The organism is Bacteroides cutis, from assembly GCF_900241005.1.
Classification (GTDB): domain Bacteria; phylum Bacteroidota; class Bacteroidia; order Bacteroidales; family Bacteroidaceae; genus Bacteroides; species Bacteroides cutis.
This window is the reverse complement of sequence record NZ_OEST01000002.1, coordinates 290,747-316,473: the sequence shown is the minus strand read 5'-3', so window position 1 is coordinate 316,473 and position 25,727 is coordinate 290,747. Positions and strand designations below refer to the sequence as shown.

Here is a 25,727-nt window from a genome sequence, read left to right as displayed (position 1 = left end):
TATCTAACGATTGGCAATCTCTTTCTTCGGTATAGTAAAGTAAACGGTAAATCCCCCCTCTTTTGCCGGTTCAGCATTGATACGACACCCGCGCCGTCCCGTAAACTCATCATGGTCACGAATAATCTGTTTACATATCAGATATTCCGTACCGCGCAATTCTCCTCTTTCACCGGCTGTCATACGAGTCAGATTTGGATAAAACAATTGATTTAGTTCCTCACGCGTCTTCTGTCTGCGTGTATCCGTAAAAAGAAAACGCACAAATTCACCATCTACTGCACAACGCAGATAAATATCTCCATCTAAAACAACAGACAATGTTTCTTCAATCAGGTTCTCTAATAAAAAACGCAACTGATTGACATCCCCTATCACAAGTCCCTCCACACTCTCCGTATGAAAATTAATATGTACCGGAAAATCCTTACTCATTTTACGGAAATATTTTTCGGTAGCAGTAACTAATTCGGAAACGACAATTACAGTACGGCGGAAAGTAACTTCTTCCAATTGTCGGGAAGCGCAACGGCTTAATAGAGTAAAAATACCTTTATAATATTCTATCAATTCGCCAATAGCCGATACTGTTTCCTGTTCTTCACTTTCACCAAGTTGGCCGGAACGGAGCTTACCTATCAGTTGCTTTATCTTATTCGGATAATAAATTGTTTCATGTTTAATGGTAGACAAGCAATTATCAAGTACCATATTTTGTACATGTAGCAAACTATCTTCCCAAGAAGCACGACGGGCTTCATCCTGGGCTACCTCTATATTCCGGCATTTCATTGCCAACTTGACCACAGCATTAAATACAACAATCGCCACATAACGTGTAATCAATTCCAATAGCAAATGATCCGTTTCCTGCCGAGTACCTTCTCTACGCTCCACACACAGCACACCAATGCATCTGCTCGTTCCCCCCACCTCTACTGTAAGAGGTAACGTCTGTACACTATTTTCAACCAGAAAATTTTCTTGTTCAAAACAACTTTGCATCAATTTCATCCATTCCGGTATCTCTTCCGATGGCTCCTCCGGAGGGTTAGAAACGTAATCCAAACGATGTGTCGCATCATTATATACTGCAATGCTCAAACGGTCTATACTCAACAATTCATTGACAGCATCAAATGCTGCATCCACTATCCGTTGCGGGATATTCCTTAGAGTATCTTCCTCTTGCAACAGTATTTCTTCTTTTTTCGGAACAGAGGTAACAGACACTGTAAATACTTGCTTGTTAATCTCCAATACCTGTTCCAGGTTCCAACGATTTACCAGACGCTTGCGGAAATACAAAATATAATATCCCAAAATCAAGGCGAAGAAAAGAACCGCAAACAGTAAAATACTTACCATTTTATTATTAGTGGAACGTTCCAGTTCGCGACAATACTCTTCCAAAGACTGATCTTCCCCCAATAATTTATACAAAGTAGTATATGCAGCATTATTATAACTATAGTTTTCCCACTGTTTTAAAGCAAGAAAAGCAACGGCCGCTTCGTTACGGATATCCAGTATCACATGGTAATCTGTATTAAACAACTCATTCCACCAGTCCAATTCGGCAGAAGTACCCGTTCCCGTCATAGTCATAAAACGTTTCGGAAGACAGGTATATTTCTTGTAATGTTCGTTCAGGCAAATCATGGCGGAATCTACATATTGCAATGCTATCTCGTACTCACCGTCCACATTACAACAATAAGCTTCATTGGCATAGTCTGAAGCATAATCCAACAAAATTTCATAGTCCTGCTGCAAAGCCAACGACAATGAATCGGGGACAAATTCTTCCGATGTGCTGTCGGCTGTTTGACTACAAGAAGTTACTCCCACCATCGACAAGAAAATTACTAGTATCATCAGAGTCTTACGAACTCCCTTGGGCAAACGAAAGTAAAAACGACTTCCTTTTCCCAAAGAACTTTCCACATTAAACAGGCACACCTTGAAAAGTTCATTCGTTTTACGATACTTTTCAATAATACCTTTACAGTTCATCAACCCGAAACCACTCCCCTTGCTTTTCATCAATTCCTCGCGGTCAGTAGCATCATTCATTCCGATGGCTTTTGAATCATATACTTTCTCACCGACTATATGTTTCACATCTTCCACCGACAAGCCACATCCATTATCTTCAACAGATATTTCTACATAGTCTTCTTTTTGAAGGGCATATATTTTCACAGTTCCTCTCTGCTGTGTATATTTACGTGCATTTTCAGCCAATGTATTGATCATGAAAAGTGTCAGTGCTTTGTCAGCCTTTACACAAGTATCGGTCGGTTCCACTTCCAAGCTGAGTTGTTTCATCTCGAAAGCCCGATTACCCTTCCGGAGCAACTCAAACAATTCTTTCAACTCAAAGGTTTCGATGTTGAGACTCAAGCTTCCTTGTTTCATCTTTATCCACAAAGCCAGAATATCATTATACTCATTAATAGTTGTCACCAATTCATCTATATATTGATATTTCTCTTTTTTAATGGTTTCTTCATTGATATAACCCATTCCGGTCAGTTTATGAACCTCGTTTATAATACGGTCGATGTACGGATGAATACCGTTAACTATGGCAAGACAGGCTTTCTTTACAAGATTTTGACGTTTATTTTCGGCAATATGTTTCTCATGGATGTACCGTTGCTTCTCCAACCTGCGCTGTTCTTCACCCAATGAAATGGACGTCATGCCATTATCAAGTGCCCATTGTATATAAGGAGTTATTACCCGTACCATTGCCCGTTCGTCTTTACTTAAACTTTGCGGAAGAACTAATTGGCCATTCTCGATACAAATATCCTTTGTACCAAACAAATATTCCATTTCCGGACGTACTGAAACCAGAATAGCATCCACTATCTCCTCTTCAGTCTGTGCATCTGCCGGAATGGAAGCTGTTATTTTCTGGCAGATATCAAGCATAGACTGTAAACGATGCAGATGTACTTTGTTTCTGATTTTAGAACGCTTATTGAAAATCCAGAAAAAGAGAAATACAAGAATAAATCCGGCTATTACAAAAAAAAGCATCAGATTTAGTTGCCCGGCTTCCTTCTCCAAAGCCAGAAATCTACTCTCCAACTCTTTATCTTGCCGGGTATCTTCCAAGATATCCAAATAAATATTACGGTTGTAATCAGAGTATTCTTTCATTTCCAACCCTGCATAGGTCACACTCAATTGTTCTCTGATTCGGGAAATCCATTCGGGAACAGTCTTCAATTTAAGCTGCATCCAAGCTTTCTCTGCACAAATTGTATCCCTACGACCATACGTTTTCAGCCAGTCCAGACTATCCTGACAATCATAAAAACGGCGATGATGATTGTTTACACATTCTAAAGCAAGAGTCAACGTATCGAGAGCTTCCTTGTAATTACCATGTGCGTTCAGGTACTTGCCGATGGAGACATAAGCACCAGCAATCTGGTATAAATCATTATACTGTCTGAATTTCTTCAAAGCCAGTTGTCCCAAACGCATGGGCAACAACGAATCTACCTGTTCTCCAAATTGTTTCAGCGCATGCGAACGCCTATTCTGGAAAAATTCATAATTCTCAGGCGAAGCCATCAGGTTAGCTAATCCCTGCACACTATTCCCTTCGAAATACAAATATCCTCGGCGAGATGCAATCTTCCACGTCGTATACAGTTGATCAAATTCATTCAGCCGTTGTTCATCCGGAGTGTCTCCATCACACAATGCGGCAGAACCTTTTATATAATGATAATACAATAACTGATTGGTGTCTGTGGCCAATTCTTCATGTTCGGGTACCTCATTTATTGATGCTAAAGCTTCAGAACGCTGTTGCAAATAATAATAGTATACAGCAGATACAATATAGAATTCCGAACGGGCATAAGTCAGCCGCATCTTCTCATGCCTGTCCACAAAAAGATTATTATCTTCGGCAATACGTTTCATACGACGCAAGGCACTGTTACGATAATCATAAAACTCCTTATTCAGTGCTGTACGTTGATAAACCTTCATCAAACCGATATCCGCAATAAGCAATTCCAGCTCATTCTTGGTCAAGTCATATACTTCCTTATGATATTTTTCCGCTTTTTCGAAATCCATGCGCATAAAAGCGCAAAATCCCAAATTATTACACGCTTCTGCTTTCCCCTGTTCGTAAATTCCTACCTCCTGATAGGCTTTTATTGCCGCATGGCAGGAAGAATCCAAATCTTTGTAACGATAAATATATGCTACTTGATTTAATGAATCCACCCGATGAACTTCTTTCGTAGGTGCAGTACCCATGCACGAAACAGTTACTGTCCCCATCAGGCACAGTAATCCTACTGACAACAATATAAATGAAAGCCGTTTCACAAAGCAAAGCTACAAATAAATCTGGGAAAGAAAAATATTTTTTCTACAATAAGTCTTGTGTTATGTAACGAGAAATTCATACCTTTGCATGCAAATTAACAAATAGGTAACATCTATTACAAAATGAGCGAAAAAGCACCCTTTATGGTATTCTCCGGAACAAATTCGAGATACCTTGCAGAGAAAATCTGTGCCAGCCTTGACTGTCCTCTAGGAAAGATGAATATCACCCACTTTGCCGATGGTGAATTTGCCGTTTCTTATGAAGAATCTATCCGTGGCGCAAATGTATTTCTGGTTCAGTCCACATTCCCTAATTCCGACAACTTAATGGAACTTTTGCTGATGGTTGACGCAGCAAAAAGAGCTTCGGCTAAAAGCATTATCGCTGTTATTCCGTATTTTGGTTGGGCACGTCAAGACAGAAAAGACAAACCTCGTGTTTCCATCGGTGCCAAGTTGGTAGCCGATCTGCTTTCAGTAGCAGGTATTGATCGTTTGATTACTATGGATCTACATGCCGACCAAATCCAAGGCTTCTTCGATATTCCGGTGGATCATCTTTATGCGTCAGCAGTCTTCCTCCCCTATATCGAATCTTTGAAATTAGAAGATCTGGTCATTGCAACACCTGATGTAGGCGGTTCAAAGCGTGCCAGTACATTCTCAAAATACCTTGGTGTACCATTGGTTTTGTGTAACAAAACACGTGAAAAAGCCAATGTAGTTGCTACTATGCAGATTATCGGTGACGTAAAAGGCAAGAACGTCGTTTTAGTTGACGATATCGTAGATACAGCCGGCACTATTACCAAAGCGGCCAATATCATGTTGGAAGCCGGAGCAGCCTCAGTCCGCGCCATTGCCAGCCACTGTGTGATGTCCGACCCCGCATCATTCCGCGTACAAGAATCCGGTTTGACGGAAATGGTGTTTACCGACAGTATTCCTTACTCCAAGAAATGCGCCAAAGTTAAACAATTGAGTATTGCCGACATGTTCGCTGAAACCATTAAGAGAGTGGTGAACAACGAATCTATCAGTTCACAATACATTATCTGATTAATGGAATAATGAAAAAGAGATTGTGTCTAGTTCAAAACGGGAGACACAACCTCTTTTTTATATGGTTATAACCATTAATAGTAATTCTCAATTATCCATCAATTAATTTCCAGCCTTCCCATCTTATAGTTCCCTTTCCGTATTACTTTTCCGTTTTTATCCGTTTCCACAAAAGGACCATCCTTTTTTCCTTGTTTGAAGAAACCTTCATAGCGATTACCGTTCTTATCTTCCTGAATGCCGCTACCCTCTTCCATTCCATTTACAAATCCACCTTTATATTTAGTACCGTCAGTCTGCTTCAAAACACCTTGCCCGTTGAATTTATTGTCCTTCCACTCGCCTTCGTACGAATCGCCTACATTCCATTTATACTTACCATATCCATTGCGCTGGTTGTCTTTCCATTCACCATCATATACGGCACCGTTGGCCCAGGTAAATATGCCACGTCCATCCTGCATACCATCCTTGAAGTTACCTACATATTTATCACCATTGACCAAATAGTAGATACCTTCGCCTGTACGCGTGCCTTGCACGTAAGAACCCTCGTAACGGTCACCCGTATGGAAGAAATAAATACCTTTACCATGTTGGATATCTTCTTTCCAATCACCTACATATTTATCTCCATTGGCATATTCAAAAACCCCTTTCCCGTCACGGACATCATTTTTCCAATGGCCGTCATATTTACAACCATCGTTCCATACCAACGTTCCGTCACCGTCTTTCTTGTCATTTTTCCAGGAACCCACATATTTGGAACCGTTCTTCCAAGTATATACACCTTGCCCTTCACGCTTGTCGTTCGCCCAGTCTCCCTCATAAATATCACCGTTATAATAGTACATCGTACCCTTTCCATGCTGGAAGTCCTGATACCACATGCCGTCATATCGGTTATTATTCATAAAATAATAAATACCTCGGCCGTGCTGTTGGTCTTGAAACCATTGCCCATCATATCTCTCGCCATCGGGAAAAGTATAAACGCCATATCCTTCACGCTTACCTTTTACATATTCTCCCTCGTACACATCCCCATTCTTGAAGACCGTTCTGCCTTTCCCATTGGGCTTACGACCTTTTATTTCGCCAGTGTACACCGAACCGTCCTTAAACGTATAAGTTCCTATTTTTATCTCCGACGAGAAAGTACTTTTTATTTTATCAAAGAAGCCTTTTTTCTCTTGGGCTGTGACACCACCCTGTGACAGGAATACCAGAATAAGTGCAGTATATAGATATTTCATTTTGGGTTACAAGTTTCTAAAATTAGGATTTGGACAAAGATACAATTTATCTGCTAAAATATTGGGAGACTTTCCGCTTTTTATGATATTTTTTTGCCGGATATGACTTCTTTTAAATTCTCTTTGCACATATGCTTTCCGGCAAGATCACGTATTTCTTCCGGCGTAACCTCCCGTATAGCATCCAATATATCGGTAAAATAGGTATCCTGAAGTTTTGAGACTTGTACGAATATCCACGAATCTGCCAAAGAAAAAGCCGACTCATAACTACGGCAGGTATCGCCAAGCATATAATTTTTCACCATGGTAAGTTCTTCATTGGAGACAAGTTCATTCTGTAGTCGGTCTATCTCGTGATAAACTTCACCGATAAGAGGTTCTACAAATTCATTGGTGGTTTCTGTATTCACCACCAACAACCCTTTTCCCGGATAAGGTATTATTCCTGCCGATATCCCATAAGTATATCCTTTCTCCTCACGAATATTCGACATCAGCCTGCTTCCGAAATAACCTCCGAATAAAGTTACCAGCACACGTGCTTTCAAATAATCAGGATGATTGCGCTCCATGGAAAGCATACCCATACGGACGGCGCTTTGCATGGCGTCAGAACGCTCCACAAATATACGTTTTTCATCAGAGGATAGCGGCATATAGTCTTTTTTATCCGGTTTACGCCCTCCCCTACCGAATGATTCGCTTCCAAAGAAATGTTCTACCCAACGGATACAGTCGTCATTCACTTTGCCGGAAAGATAAATACTACAATTCGCCGAATGATAATGGCGGTCATAAAATTCCCGCAAAACCGCAGAGTTTATACGATGATAATCTACCTCTTCCACCAAGCGTCCCGTAGGATGCTTTTCACCATACACAGCTTTCACCAATGCCCGATGAGCTAGAAAATCTACCTTAGAGGAGTTGACTAAGAATTGCTGGATATTATTATTGACAATCACATCCAATTCCTTTTCAGGAAAAACGGGTTCCTTTACAATGGTTTCCAATACATCCAGCGTTTGGGGCAGATATTTATTTAATGAATAAAGTGTGATATACGCATGCTCCGAGGCACTGGACAATTCTAGCCATGCTCCATAATAATCCAATCGTTCGGCTATCTCCGAAGCACTAAAACGCAATGTGCCCTCACGTAACATGCGGTTGGTAAAAAATGCCTGCAACGGTTGCGACTGCTGCCAACGTCCTCCTTCCATCAGCAAGTCAATACGTACAACTTCATTTTCACCGCTATTGAGTACATTTAGCGATATGCCATTAGGCATAACGATCCGCAGAGGTACTTGCACGGCTAGTTGGTCTACATTCCTCACCTTAGGTTGAATCGTTCTGTCTGGAAGCATCATCCATTAATTCCTCCGATTATCGGCATTGCGATTTCAAAAACAATTCCGCATATTCCAAATCTTGTGGAGTATCTATACCAATAGTTTCCACTTCGGTAATGCCTACTTTGATGGTATATCCATTCTCCAGCCAACGTAGTTGCTCCAATGATTCTGCCAATTCAAGGACTGACTGAGGTAGTGAAGTTATTTCTTTCAGTACTTCCACACGGTAGGCATACAATCCTATATGCTTGTAATATGTATGATTCTTCAACCAGTTTTTTTTCTGCGCATTACGTTGATAAGGAATAATAGAACGGCTGAAGTAAAGGGCATTCATATTTCTATTCAGCACTACTTTAGGAGAATTTACATTCTCTAAAGCCTCGAAACCATTATCGACCGTGAAGGGTTTTACAAGTGTTGCGATTTGTGTAGTAGGATCATCAAAACAGGCTTTCACCGTCTCCAGTTGGGAAACCTGTATAAAGGGTTCATCCCCCTGAATGTTCACCACGATATCGAAATTTCCACCTATCTTTGTACATGCTTCATAACAACGATCCGTACCACTTTTATGATGTACGGAAGTCATGACAACTTTACCGCCAAAGGCTTTTACAGCAACTTCAATGCGTTCGTCATCAGTAGCCACATAGGCATCGTCCAGAATGCCCACTACCTGCTCATACACCCGTTGTATCACGGTTTTACCACCTAACATGGCTAATGGCTTGGCCGGAAAGCGCGTTGATGCGTAACGGGCAGGGATAATTCCTAAAAATTTCATTATAACAGTTGTTTCAATCCTCGTATTATATAATCTCGCTTCAAATCCTCCGGTTTATAAATTGTTTCATCACAAGACAAAAGATCAATATCCAACCGGACAATTTCTTGTAACTTCTCTTCAGGCTTTCTTCCGGCCTCACGCTCAATACTTTTCAAATGTGAAGAAACCTCTCCAACCTGTTTACTCGAAACGAAGCGCGCTATCTGATTGGAAAACAAAACCGACCTCCTGAAAAACAAAGGCTTCGTCTCTTCTTCTTTAGAAAAACGAATTCCCGGAAAAAGTTCGGATAACCTTTTACGTGCCAATGCCAGATTGTCTTTTCTCTGCTCATTACTTCCAATGCTGATAGTATAGACCATTTGAATGGATTAATTGACAATGCCGTTAATCAAATAAATCATCCAAACCCATGTCCGGAGTCAGCTCACTTTCTTCTTCTCCATTATCTTTGCACGGATCAAACCCCTCAGGCAACTTGAAAGTCTCTGTTTCATCATACCCCAAAGATTTGTCACCATATACTTTCACCATATATTTTGTCCAAATAGGAAGTGCCATGGAAGCACCCTGACCATGAAGCATTGTATCAAAATGGATATCGCGGTCTTCACCACCCACCCAACAACCGGATACCAGTGACGGGGTAAAACCCATAAACCAACCATCGGCGTTGAAGTTCGTCGTACCGGTCTTACCTCCCATATCGGCCTGTACACCCAAACGCCGGACACGTACACCTGTACCTTCATTAATCACAGCACGCAACATCACCAGCATCTTGTAAGCGCTGGATGCACTGATTACTTCCTGCATTTCCGGTGAAAAAGTAGCCAATACGTTTCCATCATTATCTTCAATCCGTGTCACAAATAACGGAGCTACCCGGATACCTTTATTGGGGAATGCCGTATAGGCACTCACCATTTCACCTACAGAGATTTCGCAAGGTCCGAGACTCAATGAAACGGAAGGTACAATTTCACGGTTTCGTACTCCAAATGTTTGTATCAGGCGTTTCAGATTATAAGGGTTCAGTTTGCTCATCAGATACGCAGTTATCCAGTTGTCCGAATTCGCCAGTCCCCACTTCACAGTAACCATTTCACCATAACGTTTCTTATTGGCATTACGCGGTGTCCATGGTTTACCGTTTTCATCAAACAAAGTATATTCCACATGACGTACCTCATCACACGGGGAGAAACCATTCTCCATCGCCAAAGTATAAAGAAAAGGCTTGACAGTAGAACCTACCTGGCGACGTCCCACCATAGCCATATCATACTGGAAATAATGATAATTTGGTCCGCCTACATACGCTTTTACATGTCCATTGCGCGGATCCATAGACATGAAGCCAGCACGTAAGAAAAATTTATAATAGCGTATGGAATCCATCGGAGTCATAATGGTATCCTTATCTCCTTGCCAACTGAATACGGACATTTCTTGAGGAGTATCGAACGCTCTCTTGATTTCTGCTTCCGATGCACCCGCATTCTTCATAATGCGGTAACGGTCGGACTGACGCATCGCACGCCCCAGAATTTCATCCACCTGTTGTTGTGTCAACCTGAATGTATAGGGTGCTTTTTTCGCACCCTTCTTTTCCTTGAAGAAATAACCTTGCAATTCTTTCAAATGTTCAGTCACTGCCTCTTCCGCATACTTTTGCATACGCGAGTCGATGGTAGTGTAAACTTTCAATCCATCCGTATACAAATTGTATTTGGTACCGTCTTTCTTGGTATTCTTTTCACACCATCCATATAACGGATTGTTTTCCCAATCGAGCGAATCTTCGTAATACTTCTGCATCTGCCAACCGCGATAATTACCCTTTTCCGGTTTTTTAGCGTTGAGTACTCCACGCAGATATTCGCGGAAATAAGTAGCGATTCCTTCTTTATGGTCTACACGATTATATTTCAGTTTCAATGGCAGAGCCTGTAAAGAATCACGTTCTTGCATCGTGATATAATCGGCTTTGCGCATCTGGTCGAGCACTACATTCCGACGTTTGCGGACACGCTCGTTATAGCGCACCGGATTATAAAGAGAAGGATTCTTGCACATTCCTACCAAAGTAGCAGCTTCTTCTATTTTTAAATCCCTCGGTTCGCAACTAAAATAGGTGAATGCAGCTGTTTTTATGCCTACCGCATTGTTCAGGAAATCAAACTTATTAAGATACATAGTCAGGATTTCCTCTTTGGTGTAGTAACGCTCCAATTTAACAGCAATTACCCATTCGATAGGTTTCTGAAACAAACGTTCCATAATATTGTCAGCACTGGGCGAATAAAGTTGTTTTGATAACTGTTGAGTGATAGTACTACCTCCACCGGCATTTTTCTGCATCAATAATCCACGCTTTACAATTGCACGAAACAAAGCAATGGCATCAATACCTGAATGTTCGGTAAAACGAACATCTTCCGTTGCTATCAAAGCATTGATAATGTTGGGGGATAAATCCTGATATCCCACAAATACACGATTTTCCTCAGTATAAGAATAAGTACCCAATACTTTTCCATCTTCGGAAAACACTTCAGTTGCAAATTTATAATTAGGATTTTCCAGGTCTTCTACGGGAGGCATATAACCTATCCAGCCTTTCGCTATAGAAAAAAATATGATGATGCACACCAGTACAATAAATGCGATGAAAATCCAGAGTGCTGTAATGACTTTCTTTATCATGTTTGGTTCCAAATTCATTCAATAATGTGACAAAGGTACGGAAATATATTGGATAGGCCTATGACTTTCTACATCTTTTTCAATAGTTAAAAGATATTTGTTCATATTTTAATTCTATATTTTAGCCTTGAAAAGCATTGAAAATCCTCAAAAAAGATACTGAAAACAGCTACTTTTTATGTTAAAAGCGTTCCAAATTGTACATTCAACTCAAATACAACATGTTATATATCACAGATAATCAACAAAAAACTTTTTTCATCTTATTAAATATAATATAAATAATAATATCAAAAAAATAAATAAAGACAACACTAATGGTACTTTTTTGCTAATTACGCTTTATCAATTATATAATTTATACAATCGGGAAATTTATCTGCCAAACATATTTTTTGCTAAAAAACTTCCTCACAGATTTCCATTCCCCGTAGTTTTTCCATACCTTTACACTCTCGAAAAGTAAAACGAATATCAACAATATGGAAAACAGAAGTTTAGTTACCATTGCCGAATATAGTAAGGAAAAAATCCTCTACATGCTCGAAATGGCTAAAGAATTTGAAGCAAAGCCGAATCGTCACTTGCTCGATGAAAAAGTTGTCGCTACTCTATTTTTCGAGCCATCCACTCGTACCCGCTTAAGTTTTGAAACCGCCGCCAACCGTCTGGGAGCACGTGTCATCGGCTTTAGCGATCCAAAGGCAACCAGTTCATCCAAAGGAGAAACTTTAAAAGACACTATCAAGATGGTGAGTAACTATGCAGATATCATCGTAATGCGCCATTTTCTGGAAGGTGCAGCTCGCTATGCCAGTGAAGTTACTACCATTCCCATTGTCAATGCCGGAGACGGGGCTAACCAACATCCCTCACAGACAATGCTTGACCTCTACTCCATCTACAAAACACAGGGGACGCTGGAAAATCTAAATATCTTCCTGGTAGGTGATTTAAAATATGGCCGTACCGTGCACTCCCTATTAATGGCTATGCGTCATTTCAATCCAACTTTCCATTTCATAGCCCCCGATGAATTGAAAATGCCGGAAGAGTATAAAATTTACTGTCGTGAACATGATATCAAGTTCGTAGAGCATACGGAATTTACAGAAGAAATCATTGCGGATGCCGATATTCTTTACATGACCCGCGTACAACGCGAACGTTTTACTGACCTTATGGAATACGAACGGGTGAAGAACGTTTATATTCTGCGTAACAAAATGCTGGAGCACACCCGTCTCAATCTGCGTATTCTCCATCCCCTGCCTCGTGTCAACGAGATTGCTCTTGATGTAGACGACAACCCTAAAGCCTATTACTTTCAACAGGCACAAAACGGACTTTATGCCCGTGAGGCAATCCTTTGCGATGTATTGGGCATCACGTTGGATGATGTGAAAAAAGATGCCTGTCGCTGAATAATACGCAGCGTATTTTTCAATCGTAAATCGTTAAATTGCTAAATAGTAAATATCAAGATGTCAAGCAAAAAAAAACAAGAATTACAGGTTGCCGCTTTAGAAAATGGCACTGTTATCGACCACATACCTTCTGAGAAACTTTTTACAGTAGTTTCACTGCTCGGATTAGAACACATGAGTAATAATATCACCATCGGCTTTAACCTCAAAAGCAAAAAGCTGGGTACAAAAGGTATCATAAAGATTGCCGACAAGTTCTTTTGTGACGAAGAAATCAATCGTATCGCTGTGGTTGCCCCTAATGTAAAACTGAACATTATCCGTGACTATGAAGTAGTAGAAAAACGGGAAGTGCGCCTACCTGATGAGTTGAAAGGTATTGTGAAATGCGCCAATCCGAAATGTATTACGAATAATGAGCCTATGGCAACGTTATTCCATGTAATAGACAAGGAAAATTGTGTTATCAGATGCCATTATTGTGAGAAAGAACAGATAAGAGAAAACATTAAATTAATGGATAATTGAAAAAAGGATATCTCAACAAATAATTATCAATTGTCAATCATTATTCAAGATATGAAAGAAGATTGGAAACCCGGTACAATGATATATCCGTTACCAGTTGTATTGGTAAGTTGCGGAAGTACACCGGAAGAACATAATATACTGACAATTGCATGGACGGGAACGATATGCACAAATCCACCCATGTGTTATATTTCCGTACGTCCCGAACGTTATTCTTACGATATTATTAAAAGAAACATGGAATTTGTTATCAATCTGACTACGAAAGAGATAGCACGTGCTACAGACTGGTGCGGTGTCCGTTCGGGCAAAGATTATAACAAATTCGAAGAAATGAATCTCACACCCGGTAAATGTACTGTGGTTAACGCTCCTCTCATAGAGGAATCACCGCTTTGTATTGAGTGTAGGGTAAAAGAAATCGTAGCCCTCGGTTCGCATGATATGTTCATTGCCGATGTAGTAAATGTACGTGTAGATACTGCCTATTTAAATTCTGAGACCGGAAAATTAGAGCTGGCGGAAGCAAATCCATTAGTATATGTACATGGTGGATATTATGATCTGGGAGATAAAATCGGAAAGTTTGGTTGGTCGGTCGAAAAGAAGAAGTAATGAAGATGAAGCGGGGAATGTTTATAATCAGTCTGTGTTTGTCTATCTTTTCTACCTCCATGCGGGGACAACAAATTACTATGTCCGGAACTCTCGAAGCCGAGATAGCCCACAAACAAGACCACCCCGTGAACTTTGGTATTAAAGGTGGATTTACTTCCTCTCTTTTTCTTGTTTCCGACCTAATTTTGAATGGCACTATCGTCAATGAAGTACAAAACAACTACAAAATCGGCTATTTCGGTTCGTTCTTCATGCGAATTAATTTTGGCCGCCATTTTCTACAGCCGGAAATTTCATACACTATTAACCGCTGTAATATTACATTCGAAAAACCCCAACCAGAAGATATGTCCGAAAACAACACGTCTGAAATGGCTTCTATAACTTCCTCCATTCATAGTTTCGAGGTTCCGGTTATTTATGGATACAATATTATCAAAGAGGGACCTTACAGCCTTGCAGTATTTGGCGGTCCAAAAATTCGTTATATTTGGGATAAGAAAAGTAAAGTGACATTTGAAAATTTCGATCAACAAAATATTAAAGAAGATTTATATCCTTTCAACCTGAGTTTTACTACCGGCGTGGCTGTAACCATCTCACGCATTTTTTTCGATTTCCGTTATGATATCGGTTTGCATAATATATCCAAACGTATCAGTTACCAAGCGGCAATTCAGGAAGGAGATAATAATGAAATAATTGTTCCCACCGATCAAATCCGTTTCCATCGACGTGACAATGTACTCAGTTTTTCGTTCGGCGTGTTCTTTTGATAGGAAAATTCTTCCTCTTCTTACAATTTATTCATTTATTTCCCCTAAATTTGTACGCTTAATAAGAGAATACAGATTTATCAAACTTATCTAATAAGCAATAATGAAAAGAGACGATTTAATTTTCGACATCATCAAGAAAGAACATCAACGTCAGCTCAAAGGCATTGAACTGATTGCATCAGAGAACTTCGTAAGTGACCAGGTTATGCAGGCAATGGGTTCCTGCCTCACCAACAAGTATGCCGAGGGTTATCCAGGCAAACGTTATTATGGCGGTTGTGAAGTGGTAGATCAAAGCGAACAAATTGCTATTGACCGTTTGAAGAAAATTTTTGAAGCAGAATGGGCTAATGTACAGCCTCACTCAGGAGCACAGGCGAATGCAGCCGTATTTCTCGCCGTTCTAAATCCAGGTGACAAGTTCATGGGATTGAACCTTGCACACGGCGGTCACCTCTCTCATGGTTCATTGGTGAATACTTCAGGTATCATCTATACCCCTTGCGAATATAATCTAAATAAAGAGACCGGACGTGTAGACTATGATCAGATGGAAGAAGTAGCATTGCGTGAAAAGCCTAAAATGATTATCGGTGGCGGTTCAGCCTATTCTCGCGAATGGGATTATAAACGTATGCGTGAAATTGCGGATAAAGTAGGCGCTATCCTAATGGTTGACATGGCACACCCTGCCGGACTAATTGCTGCCGGTGAATTGGATAACCCTGTAAAATATGCTCATATCGTAACCTCTACTACCCACAAGACCCTGCGCGGTCCTCGCGGTGGCGTTATCATGATGGGTAAGGACTTTCCTAATCCATGGGGCAAGAAAACTCCGAAAGGCGAAATTAAAATGATGTCCCAGTTACTCGATTCGGCTGTATTCCCCGGTATTCAAGGTGGCCCGTTAGAACATGTTATTGCTGCTAAAGCTGTTGCGTTTGGTGAAATTCTGCAACCGGAATGGAAAGAATATGCCAAACAAGTTAAAAAGAATGCTACTGTATTGGCACAGGCTTTGATAGACCGTGGTTTTACAATCGTTTCCGGCGGTACGGACAATCATTCCATGTTGGTTGACCTGCGTAGTAAATATCCTGATCTGACCGGTAAGGTTGCCGAAAAAGCACTGGTTTCTGCCGATATCACTGTAAATAAAAATATGGTTCCATTTGACAGCCGTTCTGCTTTCCAAACTTCGGGTATCCGTTTGGGTACTCCTGCTATTACGACTCGCGGGGCTAAGGAGGATTTGATGTTGGAAATTGCTGAAATGATTGAAACTGTTCTGTCTAACGTAGACAACGAACAAGTAATTGCTGGCATTCGTGCACGAGTAAACAAAACAATGGAAAAATATCCGTTATTTGCATATTAAATATTGTATTCCCATTAAGAAAAGCGTTCCGGTATATTTTACCGGAACGCTTTTCTTATATAATATTCTTTTTGTAATGGTATGTTTAACTCAATCCTTCTATATTACCATCAATAATATCAATACGTTCCGCTTGAGGTGACTTGGGCAAACCCGGCATACGAAGAATTTCTCCGGCAATGGCTACAATCATTTCAGCACCATTATTAATAACAATATCCTTGATATGAAACTCGAAGTTATTGACGGCACCATAGATTTTCGGATCGGCAGAGAAAGAATACTGGGTTTTAGCGATACAGATAGGATAATGGGCAATCCCCATTTCTTCAATGAGTTTCATCATCTTACGTGAGGCACTGCTATACGTCACTACACTGGCACCATAAAGATTGCACGCCACTTTTTCTATCTTACGTTGCACCGGATCATTTTCTTCATAAGTATAATGTAATGGAACAGAAGGATTTTTCTCAATGGTTTCCACTACCAGATTAGCCAAGTCTATGGCACCCTCTCCACCTTCGGCAAAAGCATTGTTAATGGCAAAACCAACCTTTAAATCTTCCTCACAATGACGGCGGATGGCTTCCAGTTCTTCATCCGTATCACTGGCAAAACGATTGAAAGCAACTATTATTGTCTGACCGAAAGAACGTAGGTTCCTTATGTGTTTGTCTAGATTACCGAAGCCCTCTTTCAATCCTTCCATATTGGGGTCTTTGATACGGTCGAGACTGACCCCTCCGTGCATCTTCAAACCTTGAGCAGTAGCTACAATGACTGTCAACTTGGGTTGCAAATCACTTTTACGGCACTTAATATTGTAGAATTTCTCAGCTCCCAAATCTGCGCCGAAACCAGCTTCCGTCACTACATAATCTCCGAACGTCATCGCCATTTTAGTAGCTAAAATAGAATTGCAACCATGTGCAATATTAGCGAATGGGCCACCATGAACAAAAGCAGCTGTTCCTTCGGTAGTCTGTACTAAATTAGGATGGATAGCATCTTTCAACAGTACCGTGATTGCTCCTGCCACCCCTAAATCTTTAACAGTAAATGGTTTACCATCATATCTAAAACCAAGAATAATGTTTTCAATACGTCTGCGAAGGTCTTCTGTATCTTTTGCCAGACACAAAATAGCCATAATCTCCGAGGCGGGAGTAATATCAAATCCCGATTCCTGAGTTACCCCGTTGGTACGTGGTCCAAGTCCTGTAACGATGCTACGCAAAGAACGGTCGTTTACGTCAAGCACCCGACACCAGATTATTTCCTTTAAACCGAAACCATCTGCTTGATGCTGGTAGATATAATTATCCAATAAGGCGGAAATCATATTATGGGCGGATGTAATAGCATGGAAATCTCCCGTAAAATGTAAATTTATTTTCTCCATCGGAAGTACCTGCGCATAACCGCCTCCGGCAGCTCCACCTTTCATTCCGAAACAAGGTCCCAAAGAGGGTTCACGCAATGCGACAATTGCTTTTTTCCCTATCTTATTCAACCCTAAAACCAAACCGATGGAAACGGTGGTCTTTCCGATACCTGCTTTTGTTGCCGTAATGGCGGTTACCAAGATAAGGTTACTTTGCTTTACCTTTTCCTCATCAATCAGATGCTCGGGTATTTTAGCGATATATCGTCCGTAATTCTCTACTTCGTCACGTGGAATACCTACTCCTTCAGCAACCTGTTTTATCTTTCTCAGCTCTATGCTGCGTGCTATCTCAATGTCCGATTTCATACAAGGTTTTTTCTTTAAATAACAACTTTGATTTTTGAAAGTTGCAAAAGTACAAAAAATCCCCTACTACTTCACCAGTTTTTCCAGTTTCTTCAACAAACTACCTTTTCCATAACCGGACCACATTTCAACCACCTCTCCCTCTGAAGACAAAAAGACATAACGAGGTATGGCGTCTGAGCTATATTTAGCATACAAACCATGATTACCCTTCAAGTCATTCAAATTCCACCAACTGATGTCATGGTGCCGTGAGGCTATTTCCCAATTGGTTTTATCATCAATGCTTACGCTTACTATTACCAGACAACCTTCGTATTTTTTACTGATTTCTTTCATTTCCGGTAACGCCATAAGACAAGGACCGCAACCACGACTCCAAAAATCTATCAACACTGGTTTTCCTTTAAAATCTGACAAACGATGCACATTCCCTTGTAAGTCAAACAAGTCACCGTCTGCCGCCTTTTCCTGTACAGTTACCGTCTTGGCAGGAAACAGGTATGCCTGGATATCCAACCCTTCCGGTGTCTGACGCTGTACCTCAGTCAGTCCGGCATACAATTCCTCCACTTCTTTGCGGTAAGGATAATCTTTTGTGTATTTCACTCCTATTGCCAGACTTTTCAGTTTATCCATCCAGATTTCTTCTATCGGTAATTGCTTCATACGGACTATTATATTGGAATCGATACGGATTTCTAAATCATTCTTTATTTTCTCCAAACTGTCACGCAAAGCAACAACCTTGGCCAACACTTCTTTATTTTCCGGTTTACGGGGATATTTGCGTCTGAACCGCATCTGTTCCATATAATTTTCTTGCATGAGATTCCATAAATCACGCGAATCATCTACAAAAAACTGCCATATCTTCTGTTGCGGCACTTCACTTTTCACTTGCCAAGTATAGATATTAATATCTTCGCCTATCAAACGGATATGTGAACCTGCCTTCGCCCATAAATGTAACCCCATGGTATACAGATTTCCGTCACGAATCTGTAACATCAAACGGTCGGTATCCGTACCCGAAAAAGGTACTTCAAAACGAAAACTGTCTCCTCGCAGAGTGTCCACAGCAATACTACTACCTACACTTCCTTCCATCCGGAATAAATTTAAACATACACCCTCCTTCACGTTTTTTACTTTCCCTTCAATAATAAAAGTGTCTTGCGCTTGTATCCCGCCACTTGATAACAAGAAAAGTATACAGCTAACCAATACTCTAAAATTCAGATTTTTCATATTTTCTTTTTAACAGTTATGTTCGTGTATATTAAATACAATATTAATAAAGATTATTTTCAATTACGAAATATCCGTAAATCATTTATTCTTATTTAACTACACAGAAGCAAAATAATTATCATAAGAAAAATACGGAACAATACCTTTCTACAGATATACAAGCATTCCCGATTACTTAAACCGTGACGTATCTACTCCCTCTCTTTGTTTCTCTTTATATCCACCAAATTTGTAAGTAATCGAAACTCCGAACTCACGGAAACATGAATAGTGATTAGTGACATTTTGTGTCTTGAAACGAATGTGCGGAGAAATTTGTGCGGATTCAAAGATATCGTTACAATAAAGATTTAAAATACCTTTTCCTTTGGCAAAACCGTAACGTAAGGTGGCATTCAGTCCCCCTGAAGTAGGTAAATCATATATCCCTTGAATAGCATCACTATGGACCATACCGATTATCTTCAGTTTCAAATCGGGCTTGGTAGCAAGAGTAATGGTATGAGTCATTTGGGCAATTCCATAACATTTCTTCCGATTAAAAGGAATATCCCAGAAATCATCATCCTTTTCGTGATGCCATACACCGATAAAAGTGATCCGTGAATTTAACCATTTATTTATATTAAATGGTATAGAAGCCTGTAAACCTGACTGTTGCTGAAAGTCAAAATTCAGGTATTTATAGATTTCCACAAGACATTGCGGTGATTGATATAATGTCTGAGTAGAATAGTCCTTAGTATGGTTGAACCATGTGCTAAAGATATATTTCCCCTTTAAAATATAAGTCATTTTAAGTTCATAACTCTGCGCCGGTTTCAAAAATGGATTACCGTGTATTTCTGAGTAACCACCACCGATATAGGATATGGCATCTTGCACAGCCCAGTAACCAGGATATTCTTTATCACTACTCAATCCTAATTGAAAAATATGCCCCGGTACAGGTATATAAGTCAAATTTATAGTAGGATATATATCCCACTGATTCCAAACCGCCGTCTTGTAATGTTCTACAGCTAAAGAAACATCCATTGACACCTTATTATTAAAACTTTTTTTGAAACCTGCATAAAGATTGAAAGTCTGTTCCCGTTTACGGGATTTCATACTACTACTCTGTTCATTGCTTTCTACATCATAATAATACTGATAACTATTATCAAGGCTGGTAGTATAAACAATGCCATAATTCACCCCCCAATCCTGTTTCAAATTATGTTCTTGTGTCAAAAATACCTTCCAACGATTGATACGCTGACAATCTTTAGTAAAGAAATTGAGTTTTTCTTCCCACATTTGACTATAGAGCAATTGGCTTGATGGAGAATTGTAATAAGTCAATTCTACCCCAGTTTTCAGCCCGAAGGGTGTATGATAATCGATACGTCCATTATGTAACCAGTCGGTACTGTTACTGTGGGTTACGGACTGTTGTGTACCCATAATATTTGTCTTGTTGTGATAGGTATTATAATTTCCGTTATATACAAAACTCAACTGATGTTTTTTTGCAATATTGTAATCCGCCTCTACGCGAAAACTATGTGTATGCGAACGTCCACGGCTCACCTCATCATTATTTATGAGATGAATCGTGCCGTCCGACAATGTGTGCACAGCATCCTTGTTCGTCGTGCTGTAATTACGACCGTGTTTGTGTGAGTAAAGAAAATCTGCGGAGAATTTATTTTTATTGTAAAGGAGACTGGCACGTTCTTCAAAACGCTCGTAATACTTTTGAGTAGCCTTATTATATACTTCGCCTTGCCAGGAAGAAGACTCATCCGTGGTCTGCTTCAACCGAATATTGATAAGCGCACCACGTACCTGATAACAAGCAGGCGCATTGTACATTACTTCCGCCTTTTCAATGCGGCTTGCCGGAATATTTTTCAATAAAGTATACAGTTGTTCTGTAGTAAGTGTAGTTACCTTACCATCAATAATAACGGTAGTCCCCTGCCCTCCTAACTGGAGTATACCATTTATTTCGGTTACACCGGGAAGTTCTTTCACGGCATCATAAGCGTTATCTACAGGCATATCATGAAGAATTCTCGGCAAGTCATATACTAACTTACCCTGTTCGGCTTTCACTACAGGACGTTCACCGGTAATCATAATTTCCGGAAGACTCTGATAAAGACTATCCAACCGTGAATCAGTTGTTATAAGGCTGTCGGCACTGAGAATACGTTCTTTATCAATATTAGGGTCATCGATCTTCTCTTGTGCAAATAAAACTGCACTTAATACACTAAATACCAAAGAAAGATAATAAATTCGTTTCATGTTCAATATGTTTTGAGAGTTTATTTACATTTCGATGGTACAAAGTACGGTAGAAATTGTGAAAGTCTGTGTTATCATGAACTTACCGAGTGTTATCTACTGTTATTGGAACTGTTATTTAGTCTTATCAGATGGTACAGTACATCGGATAACTCCTTATCTTTGCCCACATAAGTATTCAAAGAAAACAATGAAACTACCATTCAAATATATTGCCATACTTGTCATTATTTCATTGACAGGTATTTTTCTTTACCAGACATACTGGCTTACTGGCTTGTATCAGACAATGCGTAGCGATATGGAACAAAATATCGTGGAAGCCATGCGCATCAGTGATTATAATGAAATGATGTTCCGTGTAAATTCATTGAAAAAAGATAATAAAGACCATGGAGAAGTAAGTGTAGAAGCCGGTTATCACGATAATGGTCATTCTTTTGTCCGTAGTAGTGCCAGTATCACACGTCCAGGTGAACCAGACACGACAAGAATATTATATATCGACCGCCGTGAAAATACCCCAAAAGTGCAATGGATGGAACTGGACTCGGCACAACAGGAGATGAAACAAACTCTTAAAGATACCATTACGCCCAGTTCTGCTCTAAGAGCAAATGGCAGTTTAGACATGATATTACGAGATAAAAACACAATGCTGGAATTGGCAACCTATTTCCAGCGAGGATTGCACGCCGGACTTGATATTATCATGGAACCAGATATTATGATCTTTGATAGTTTGTTGACCATACAGTTGAAAGAGAAAGGTATTTCTCTTCCTCACCGGTTACTGCAAATCCATAAAGGAAGTACTCCCGATTCAACTTTTACATATATAGATACGTTAGCAATAACAGGAACTACAGGCTATATTCCCAGTCCGAAGGCAGTACTATACGATTATTCATTCGATCTAAACACTAACCAAAGTTATCGTCTTTGGATAGAACCGATTACCATGTTGGTATTACACCAAATGTTAGGAATTCTCACTACTTCATTCATTGTATTGATTATCCTTATTTTTGCTTTCTGGTATCTCATCCGTACTATTCTACGACAAAAGACACTGGAAGAGATGAAAAGTGATTTTACCAATAATATTACCCACGAATTGAAAACCCCTATTGCCGTTGCTTACGCTGCTAACGATGCTTTGCTCAATTTTAATCAAGCTAAAGAAAAAGCCAAACGAGATAAATACCTGAGAATTTGCCAGGAACAGTTACAACGACTCAGCGGACTTGTAGAACAAATATTATCTATGAGCATGGAACACAGAAAGACGTTCCGGCTTCATCCAGAAAATCTGAAAGTGCGAGAAGTTCTTGATAAACTCGTCGAACAACATAAGTTAAAAGCCGATAAACCTATAACAATTACTCTCAATGTAGAGCCGGAAGATTTGACTGTTACTGCCGATCGTACTCATTTTAGTAACATCCTTAGTAACTTGATAGACAACGCCATCAAATATTCGCATGAAAGGGCAAGAATAGATATTCACTGCCGGACGATACTTACTGATTCAGGCAAAAAAAACGAAATATCCGTCCATGACTATGGAATCGGAATTTCCATTGAGAAACAAAAACATGTATTCGACAAATTCTATCGAGTACCCACGGGTAATCTCCACGACGTAAAAGGGTATGGTCTAGGACTGTTTTATGTAAAGACCATGACTGAGAAACACGGTGGAAGTGTATCAATCAAAAGTGAATTGGGAAAAGGAAGTGTATTTACAATCATAATATAATTACCTATGTCAGACAAAATAAAAATACTTTTAGTAGAAGATGAAGAGACGCTTGCCATGATTATCAAAGATACATTAGAAGGACAGAATTTCATTATCCAGACTGCCAGTAACGGTGAAGAAGGTCTTCGTTTGTTTTTCGATTTACGTCCCGACGTATTGGTAGCAGATGTTATGATGCCCCGTATGGATGGCTTTGAAATGGTACGTCGCATCCGACAGACAGACAAACATACTCCCGTACTATTTCTCACGGCACGTTCCGCCATCAATGATGTGGTCGAAGGATTTGAACTCGGTGCTAACGATTACTTGAAAAAGCCCTTTGGTATGCAAGAACTCATTGTCCGTATCAAGGCATTGGTTGGTAAAGTCTTTTCATTTACCGAAACAATCCCAGAAGAAAAGACTGGCTTCGAAATAGGGAACTATCATTTCAATTCTGTCACCCAAAAGCTCAACTACATCGGTACAGCTGTCTCTCCACATATTAATACGGAAATGGAACTCTCCTACCGTGAATCGGAAATATTGAAACGGCTTTGTGAAAATCAGAATCATGTTGTCAATACTCAGAATGTTTTGCTGGATCTCTGGGGAGATGACAGTTTTTTCAATTCACGTAGCTTACATGTTTTCATCACCAAGCTACGCCATAAATTGTCACAAGACAATAGCATACGTATCGTAAATGTACGGGGTATAGGATATAAGTTGATTGTAAATAGTTAACGGTTTTATAATGATTTGCTTAATACTCCAAAATAATACAAAGAAATTTCAGGAAATTGGATGAAACAACTATCTTTGTTGAAATAGAATGAGCAAAAGATATGAAACGATTTCTTTTTAGTATAATCATATTGCTTGCAGGTTTTTCGTCAGTATTTGCACAAAATGAAATATCCGTAGATAGTTTGCATACTAATATATTCCCCAAAGGAGGTACTCAGGAAGAGACAGTTCTGCCTGAAGTAAAGAACTACGATGGATTTCTATTGGACATGAGCCTGATGAAGATGACACCTCCACAGTTACCTAAATTCACACTAGAAATACCTGATGCCAGTAAAGATTATAGTAGTATTTTTCGGTTAAATCCAAATACCGCTTATTCACAAGGATTTTCTAATAAATTTTCTTTAAGTAATTCCATAGTATACAGTATGAATCCTTTTGGGCTGACAGACTTTTGGTCTACTCCTGATAATCTGCAAATGGGTAGTTTCAAATTGAAAAACGGAATGCAGATTAACACTTATGGAGAATATAATAAAGACGGCTGGAGAGTCCCCAACCCTTCTGTATTGCCGTGGAAAAAGAATAACTTCAAAGGAGCATTCGAACTAAAATCCGCTAACGGTGCGTTCGGTTTCAGTATAGAGGTACGGCAAGGGAACAAAACACTATTCTAAACATTGTCACTTCAGGTATAATAAAGAAAAAGATAAGAATTTCAAGTTACATGATTATGAGAAAGAGAATATTGTTAATCGGAGCTAATGGTTTTACGGGACGACGGATATTAAATGATTTGTCACATAATCTTTCCTATCAGGTTACGGGTAGTTCCATGCATGATGACTGTTGCCCTGGTTCAGGAAACTATCATTATATACAAGCTGATATCTGTAATGTCCAGACTCTGAAAGAATTGTTCAAGGAAGTATACCCTGATACAGTAATCAATACTTCCGCTCTCTCTGTACCTGATTATTGCGAAACACACCATGAAGAAGCGGATGCAATCAACATTACCGCTGTAGCCAATCTTGCTAAATATTGCCATAAATATGGAAGTCGGCTCATCCATCTATCCACAGATTTTGTATTCAGCGGAAATGCCAACCGTCTTTATACAGAAGAAGACCTCCCTGCCCCTGTAAATTATTATGGTTATACTAAATGGGAAGGTGAAAAGCACATAGTTGCTCTTTGCCAAAATTATGCTATCGTACGCGTAGTCGTTGTGTATGGTGCCGCACTGCCGGGACAACACGGAAATATCTTACAACTGGTAGTTAATCGATTAAGAAGCAATATAGAAATCCACGTTGTTTCTGACCAATGGCGTACTCCAACTTTTGTAGGTGACATATCTTGGGGAGTAGAAAAATTGATATCTCATCCTCAAAGTGGTGTCTATCACCTTTGTGGAGGTGATTGCCTGACTATTTCTGAAATAGCATATCGTGTAGCCGATATACTGAATTTGGATCGTTCACTTATCATTCCCGTCACTACAAAGGATATGAAAGAAACAACACCTCGTCCCCGCTTTAGCGGACTGAGCATTGAAAAGGCGCGTAAAGAGTTGGGATATAAACCGCATACGTTGGAAGAAGGGATTAAGATAATGTTTGAATGAA

General features: G+C 39.8%; 19 protein-coding genes. 10 read left to right on the top strand and 9 right to left on the bottom strand.

Annotated features, from left to right (window positions below):
- Window positions 1-3: 3 nt before the first annotated feature.
- Window positions 4-4,320, bottom strand: coding sequence for a DUF5113 domain-containing protein (locus tag C1A09_RS05360; protein WP_233519983.1), 4,317 nt, complete (start codon window positions 4,318-4,320; stop codon window positions 4-6).
- Window positions 4,321-4,491: 171 nt separating this feature from the next.
- On the opposite strand from C1A09_RS05360, the gene C1A09_RS05355 reads away from it, so the two are divergent.
- Window positions 4,492-5,430 carry a ribose-phosphate pyrophosphokinase gene (locus C1A09_RS05355; protein ID WP_180949180.1) on the top strand — a complete coding sequence of 313 codons (939 nt, stop codon included), beginning with the start codon at window positions 4,492-4,494 and terminating at the stop codon, window positions 5,428-5,430.
- 101 nt (window positions 5,431-5,531) lie between these two features.
- Here the strand turns inward: C1A09_RS05355 and C1A09_RS05350 are convergent, their stop codons facing one another.
- The 5 genes from C1A09_RS05350 to C1A09_RS05330 form a co-directional block, all read right to left on the bottom strand.
- On the bottom strand, window positions 5,532-6,692 hold the full coding sequence (locus C1A09_RS05350) for an MORN repeat-containing protein (protein ID WP_101542697.1): 1,161 nt from the start codon (window positions 6,690-6,692) through the stop codon (window positions 5,532-5,534).
- A gap of 80 nt (window positions 6,693-6,772) precedes the next feature.
- Window positions 6,773-8,068, bottom strand: coding sequence for a M16 family metallopeptidase (locus C1A09_RS05345; protein ID WP_101542696.1), 1,296 nt, complete (start codon window positions 8,066-8,068; stop codon window positions 6,773-6,775).
- Window positions 8,069-8,084: 16 nt separating this feature from the next.
- Entirely contained in the window at window positions 8,085-8,840 is a 756-nt protein-coding gene (kdsB, locus tag C1A09_RS05340; protein WP_101542695.1) for a 3-deoxy-manno-octulosonate cytidylyltransferase, read from the bottom strand.
- On the bottom strand, window positions 8,840-9,205 hold the full coding sequence (locus tag C1A09_RS05335) for a 2-amino-4-hydroxy-6-hydroxymethyldihydropteridine diphosphokinase (RefSeq protein ID WP_101542694.1): 366 nt from the start codon (window positions 9,203-9,205) through the stop codon (window positions 8,840-8,842). Before C1A09_RS05335 ends, kdsB begins: the two co-directional genes overlap by 1 nt.
- A gap of 25 nt (window positions 9,206-9,230) precedes the next feature.
- Window positions 9,231-11,552, bottom strand: a complete 2,322-nt coding sequence (locus tag C1A09_RS05330) for a transglycosylase domain-containing protein (protein ID WP_101542984.1) — start codon at window positions 11,550-11,552, stop codon at window positions 9,231-9,233.
- Window positions 11,553-12,034: 482 nt separating this feature from the next.
- On the opposite strand from C1A09_RS05330, the gene pyrB reads away from it, so the two are divergent.
- From pyrB to glyA, 5 genes are all read left to right on the top strand, one after another.
- A complete protein-coding gene (pyrB, locus tag C1A09_RS05325; protein WP_101542693.1) occupies window positions 12,035-12,976 on the top strand; it encodes an aspartate carbamoyltransferase in 942 nt (313 codons plus the stop codon).
- A 60-nt stretch (window positions 12,977-13,036) separates the two neighbouring features.
- Entirely contained in the window at window positions 13,037-13,507 is a 471-nt protein-coding gene (gene pyrI / locus C1A09_RS05320; protein ID WP_101542692.1) for an aspartate carbamoyltransferase regulatory subunit, read from the top strand.
- 51 nt (window positions 13,508-13,558) lie between these two features.
- The gene (locus C1A09_RS05315) at window positions 13,559-14,125 is read left to right on the top strand and encodes a flavin reductase family protein (RefSeq protein ID WP_101542691.1); all 567 of its coding nucleotides are present in this window, start codon (window positions 13,559-13,561) and stop codon (window positions 14,123-14,125) included.
- A 5-nt stretch (window positions 14,126-14,130) separates the two neighbouring features.
- Window positions 14,131-14,904, top strand: a complete 774-nt coding sequence (locus C1A09_RS05310) for a porin family protein (protein ID WP_370448242.1) — start codon at window positions 14,131-14,133, stop codon at window positions 14,902-14,904.
- Between the two features lie 103 nt (window positions 14,905-15,007).
- Window positions 15,008-16,288, top strand: a complete 1,281-nt coding sequence (glyA, locus tag C1A09_RS05305; protein ID WP_101542689.1) for a serine hydroxymethyltransferase — start codon at window positions 15,008-15,010, stop codon at window positions 16,286-16,288.
- A gap of 85 nt (window positions 16,289-16,373) precedes the next feature.
- Here the strand turns inward: glyA and C1A09_RS05300 are convergent, their stop codons facing one another.
- From C1A09_RS05300 to C1A09_RS05290, 3 genes are all read right to left on the bottom strand, one after another.
- Window positions 16,374-18,044, bottom strand: a complete 1,671-nt coding sequence (locus C1A09_RS05300) for a formate--tetrahydrofolate ligase (RefSeq protein ID WP_101542688.1) — start codon at window positions 18,042-18,044, stop codon at window positions 16,374-16,376.
- A gap of 66 nt (window positions 18,045-18,110) precedes the next feature.
- Window positions 18,111-19,295, bottom strand: a complete 1,185-nt coding sequence (locus tag C1A09_RS05295; protein ID WP_101542687.1) for a TlpA family protein disulfide reductase — start codon at window positions 19,293-19,295, stop codon at window positions 18,111-18,113.
- Window positions 19,296-19,469: 174 nt separating this feature from the next.
- On the bottom strand, window positions 19,470-21,596 hold the full coding sequence (locus tag C1A09_RS05290; RefSeq protein WP_101542983.1) for an outer membrane beta-barrel protein: 2,127 nt from the start codon (window positions 21,594-21,596) through the stop codon (window positions 19,470-19,472).
- A gap of 190 nt (window positions 21,597-21,786) precedes the next feature.
- On the opposite strand from C1A09_RS05290, the gene C1A09_RS05285 reads away from it, so the two are divergent.
- The 4 genes from C1A09_RS05285 to C1A09_RS05270 all read left to right on the top strand — a co-directional run bounded on the left by C1A09_RS05285 (window position 21,787) and on the right by C1A09_RS05270 (window position 25,726).
- Window positions 21,787-23,358, top strand: coding sequence for a sensor histidine kinase (locus C1A09_RS05285; RefSeq protein WP_101542686.1), 1,572 nt, complete (start codon window positions 21,787-21,789; stop codon window positions 23,356-23,358).
- A 6-nt stretch (window positions 23,359-23,364) separates the two neighbouring features.
- A complete protein-coding gene (locus C1A09_RS05280) occupies window positions 23,365-24,090 on the top strand; it encodes a response regulator transcription factor (RefSeq protein WP_101542685.1) in 726 nt (241 codons plus the stop codon).
- 101 nt (window positions 24,091-24,191) lie between these two features.
- Entirely contained in the window at window positions 24,192-24,773 is a 582-nt protein-coding gene (locus C1A09_RS05275; RefSeq protein WP_101542684.1) for an occludin, read from the top strand.
- Window positions 24,774-24,829: 56 nt separating this feature from the next.
- Complete coding sequence (locus C1A09_RS05270) at window positions 24,830-25,726, top strand: SDR family oxidoreductase (protein WP_180949179.1); 897 nt, start codon at window positions 24,830-24,832, stop codon at window positions 25,724-25,726.
- Window position 25,727: the final 1 nt, after the last annotated feature.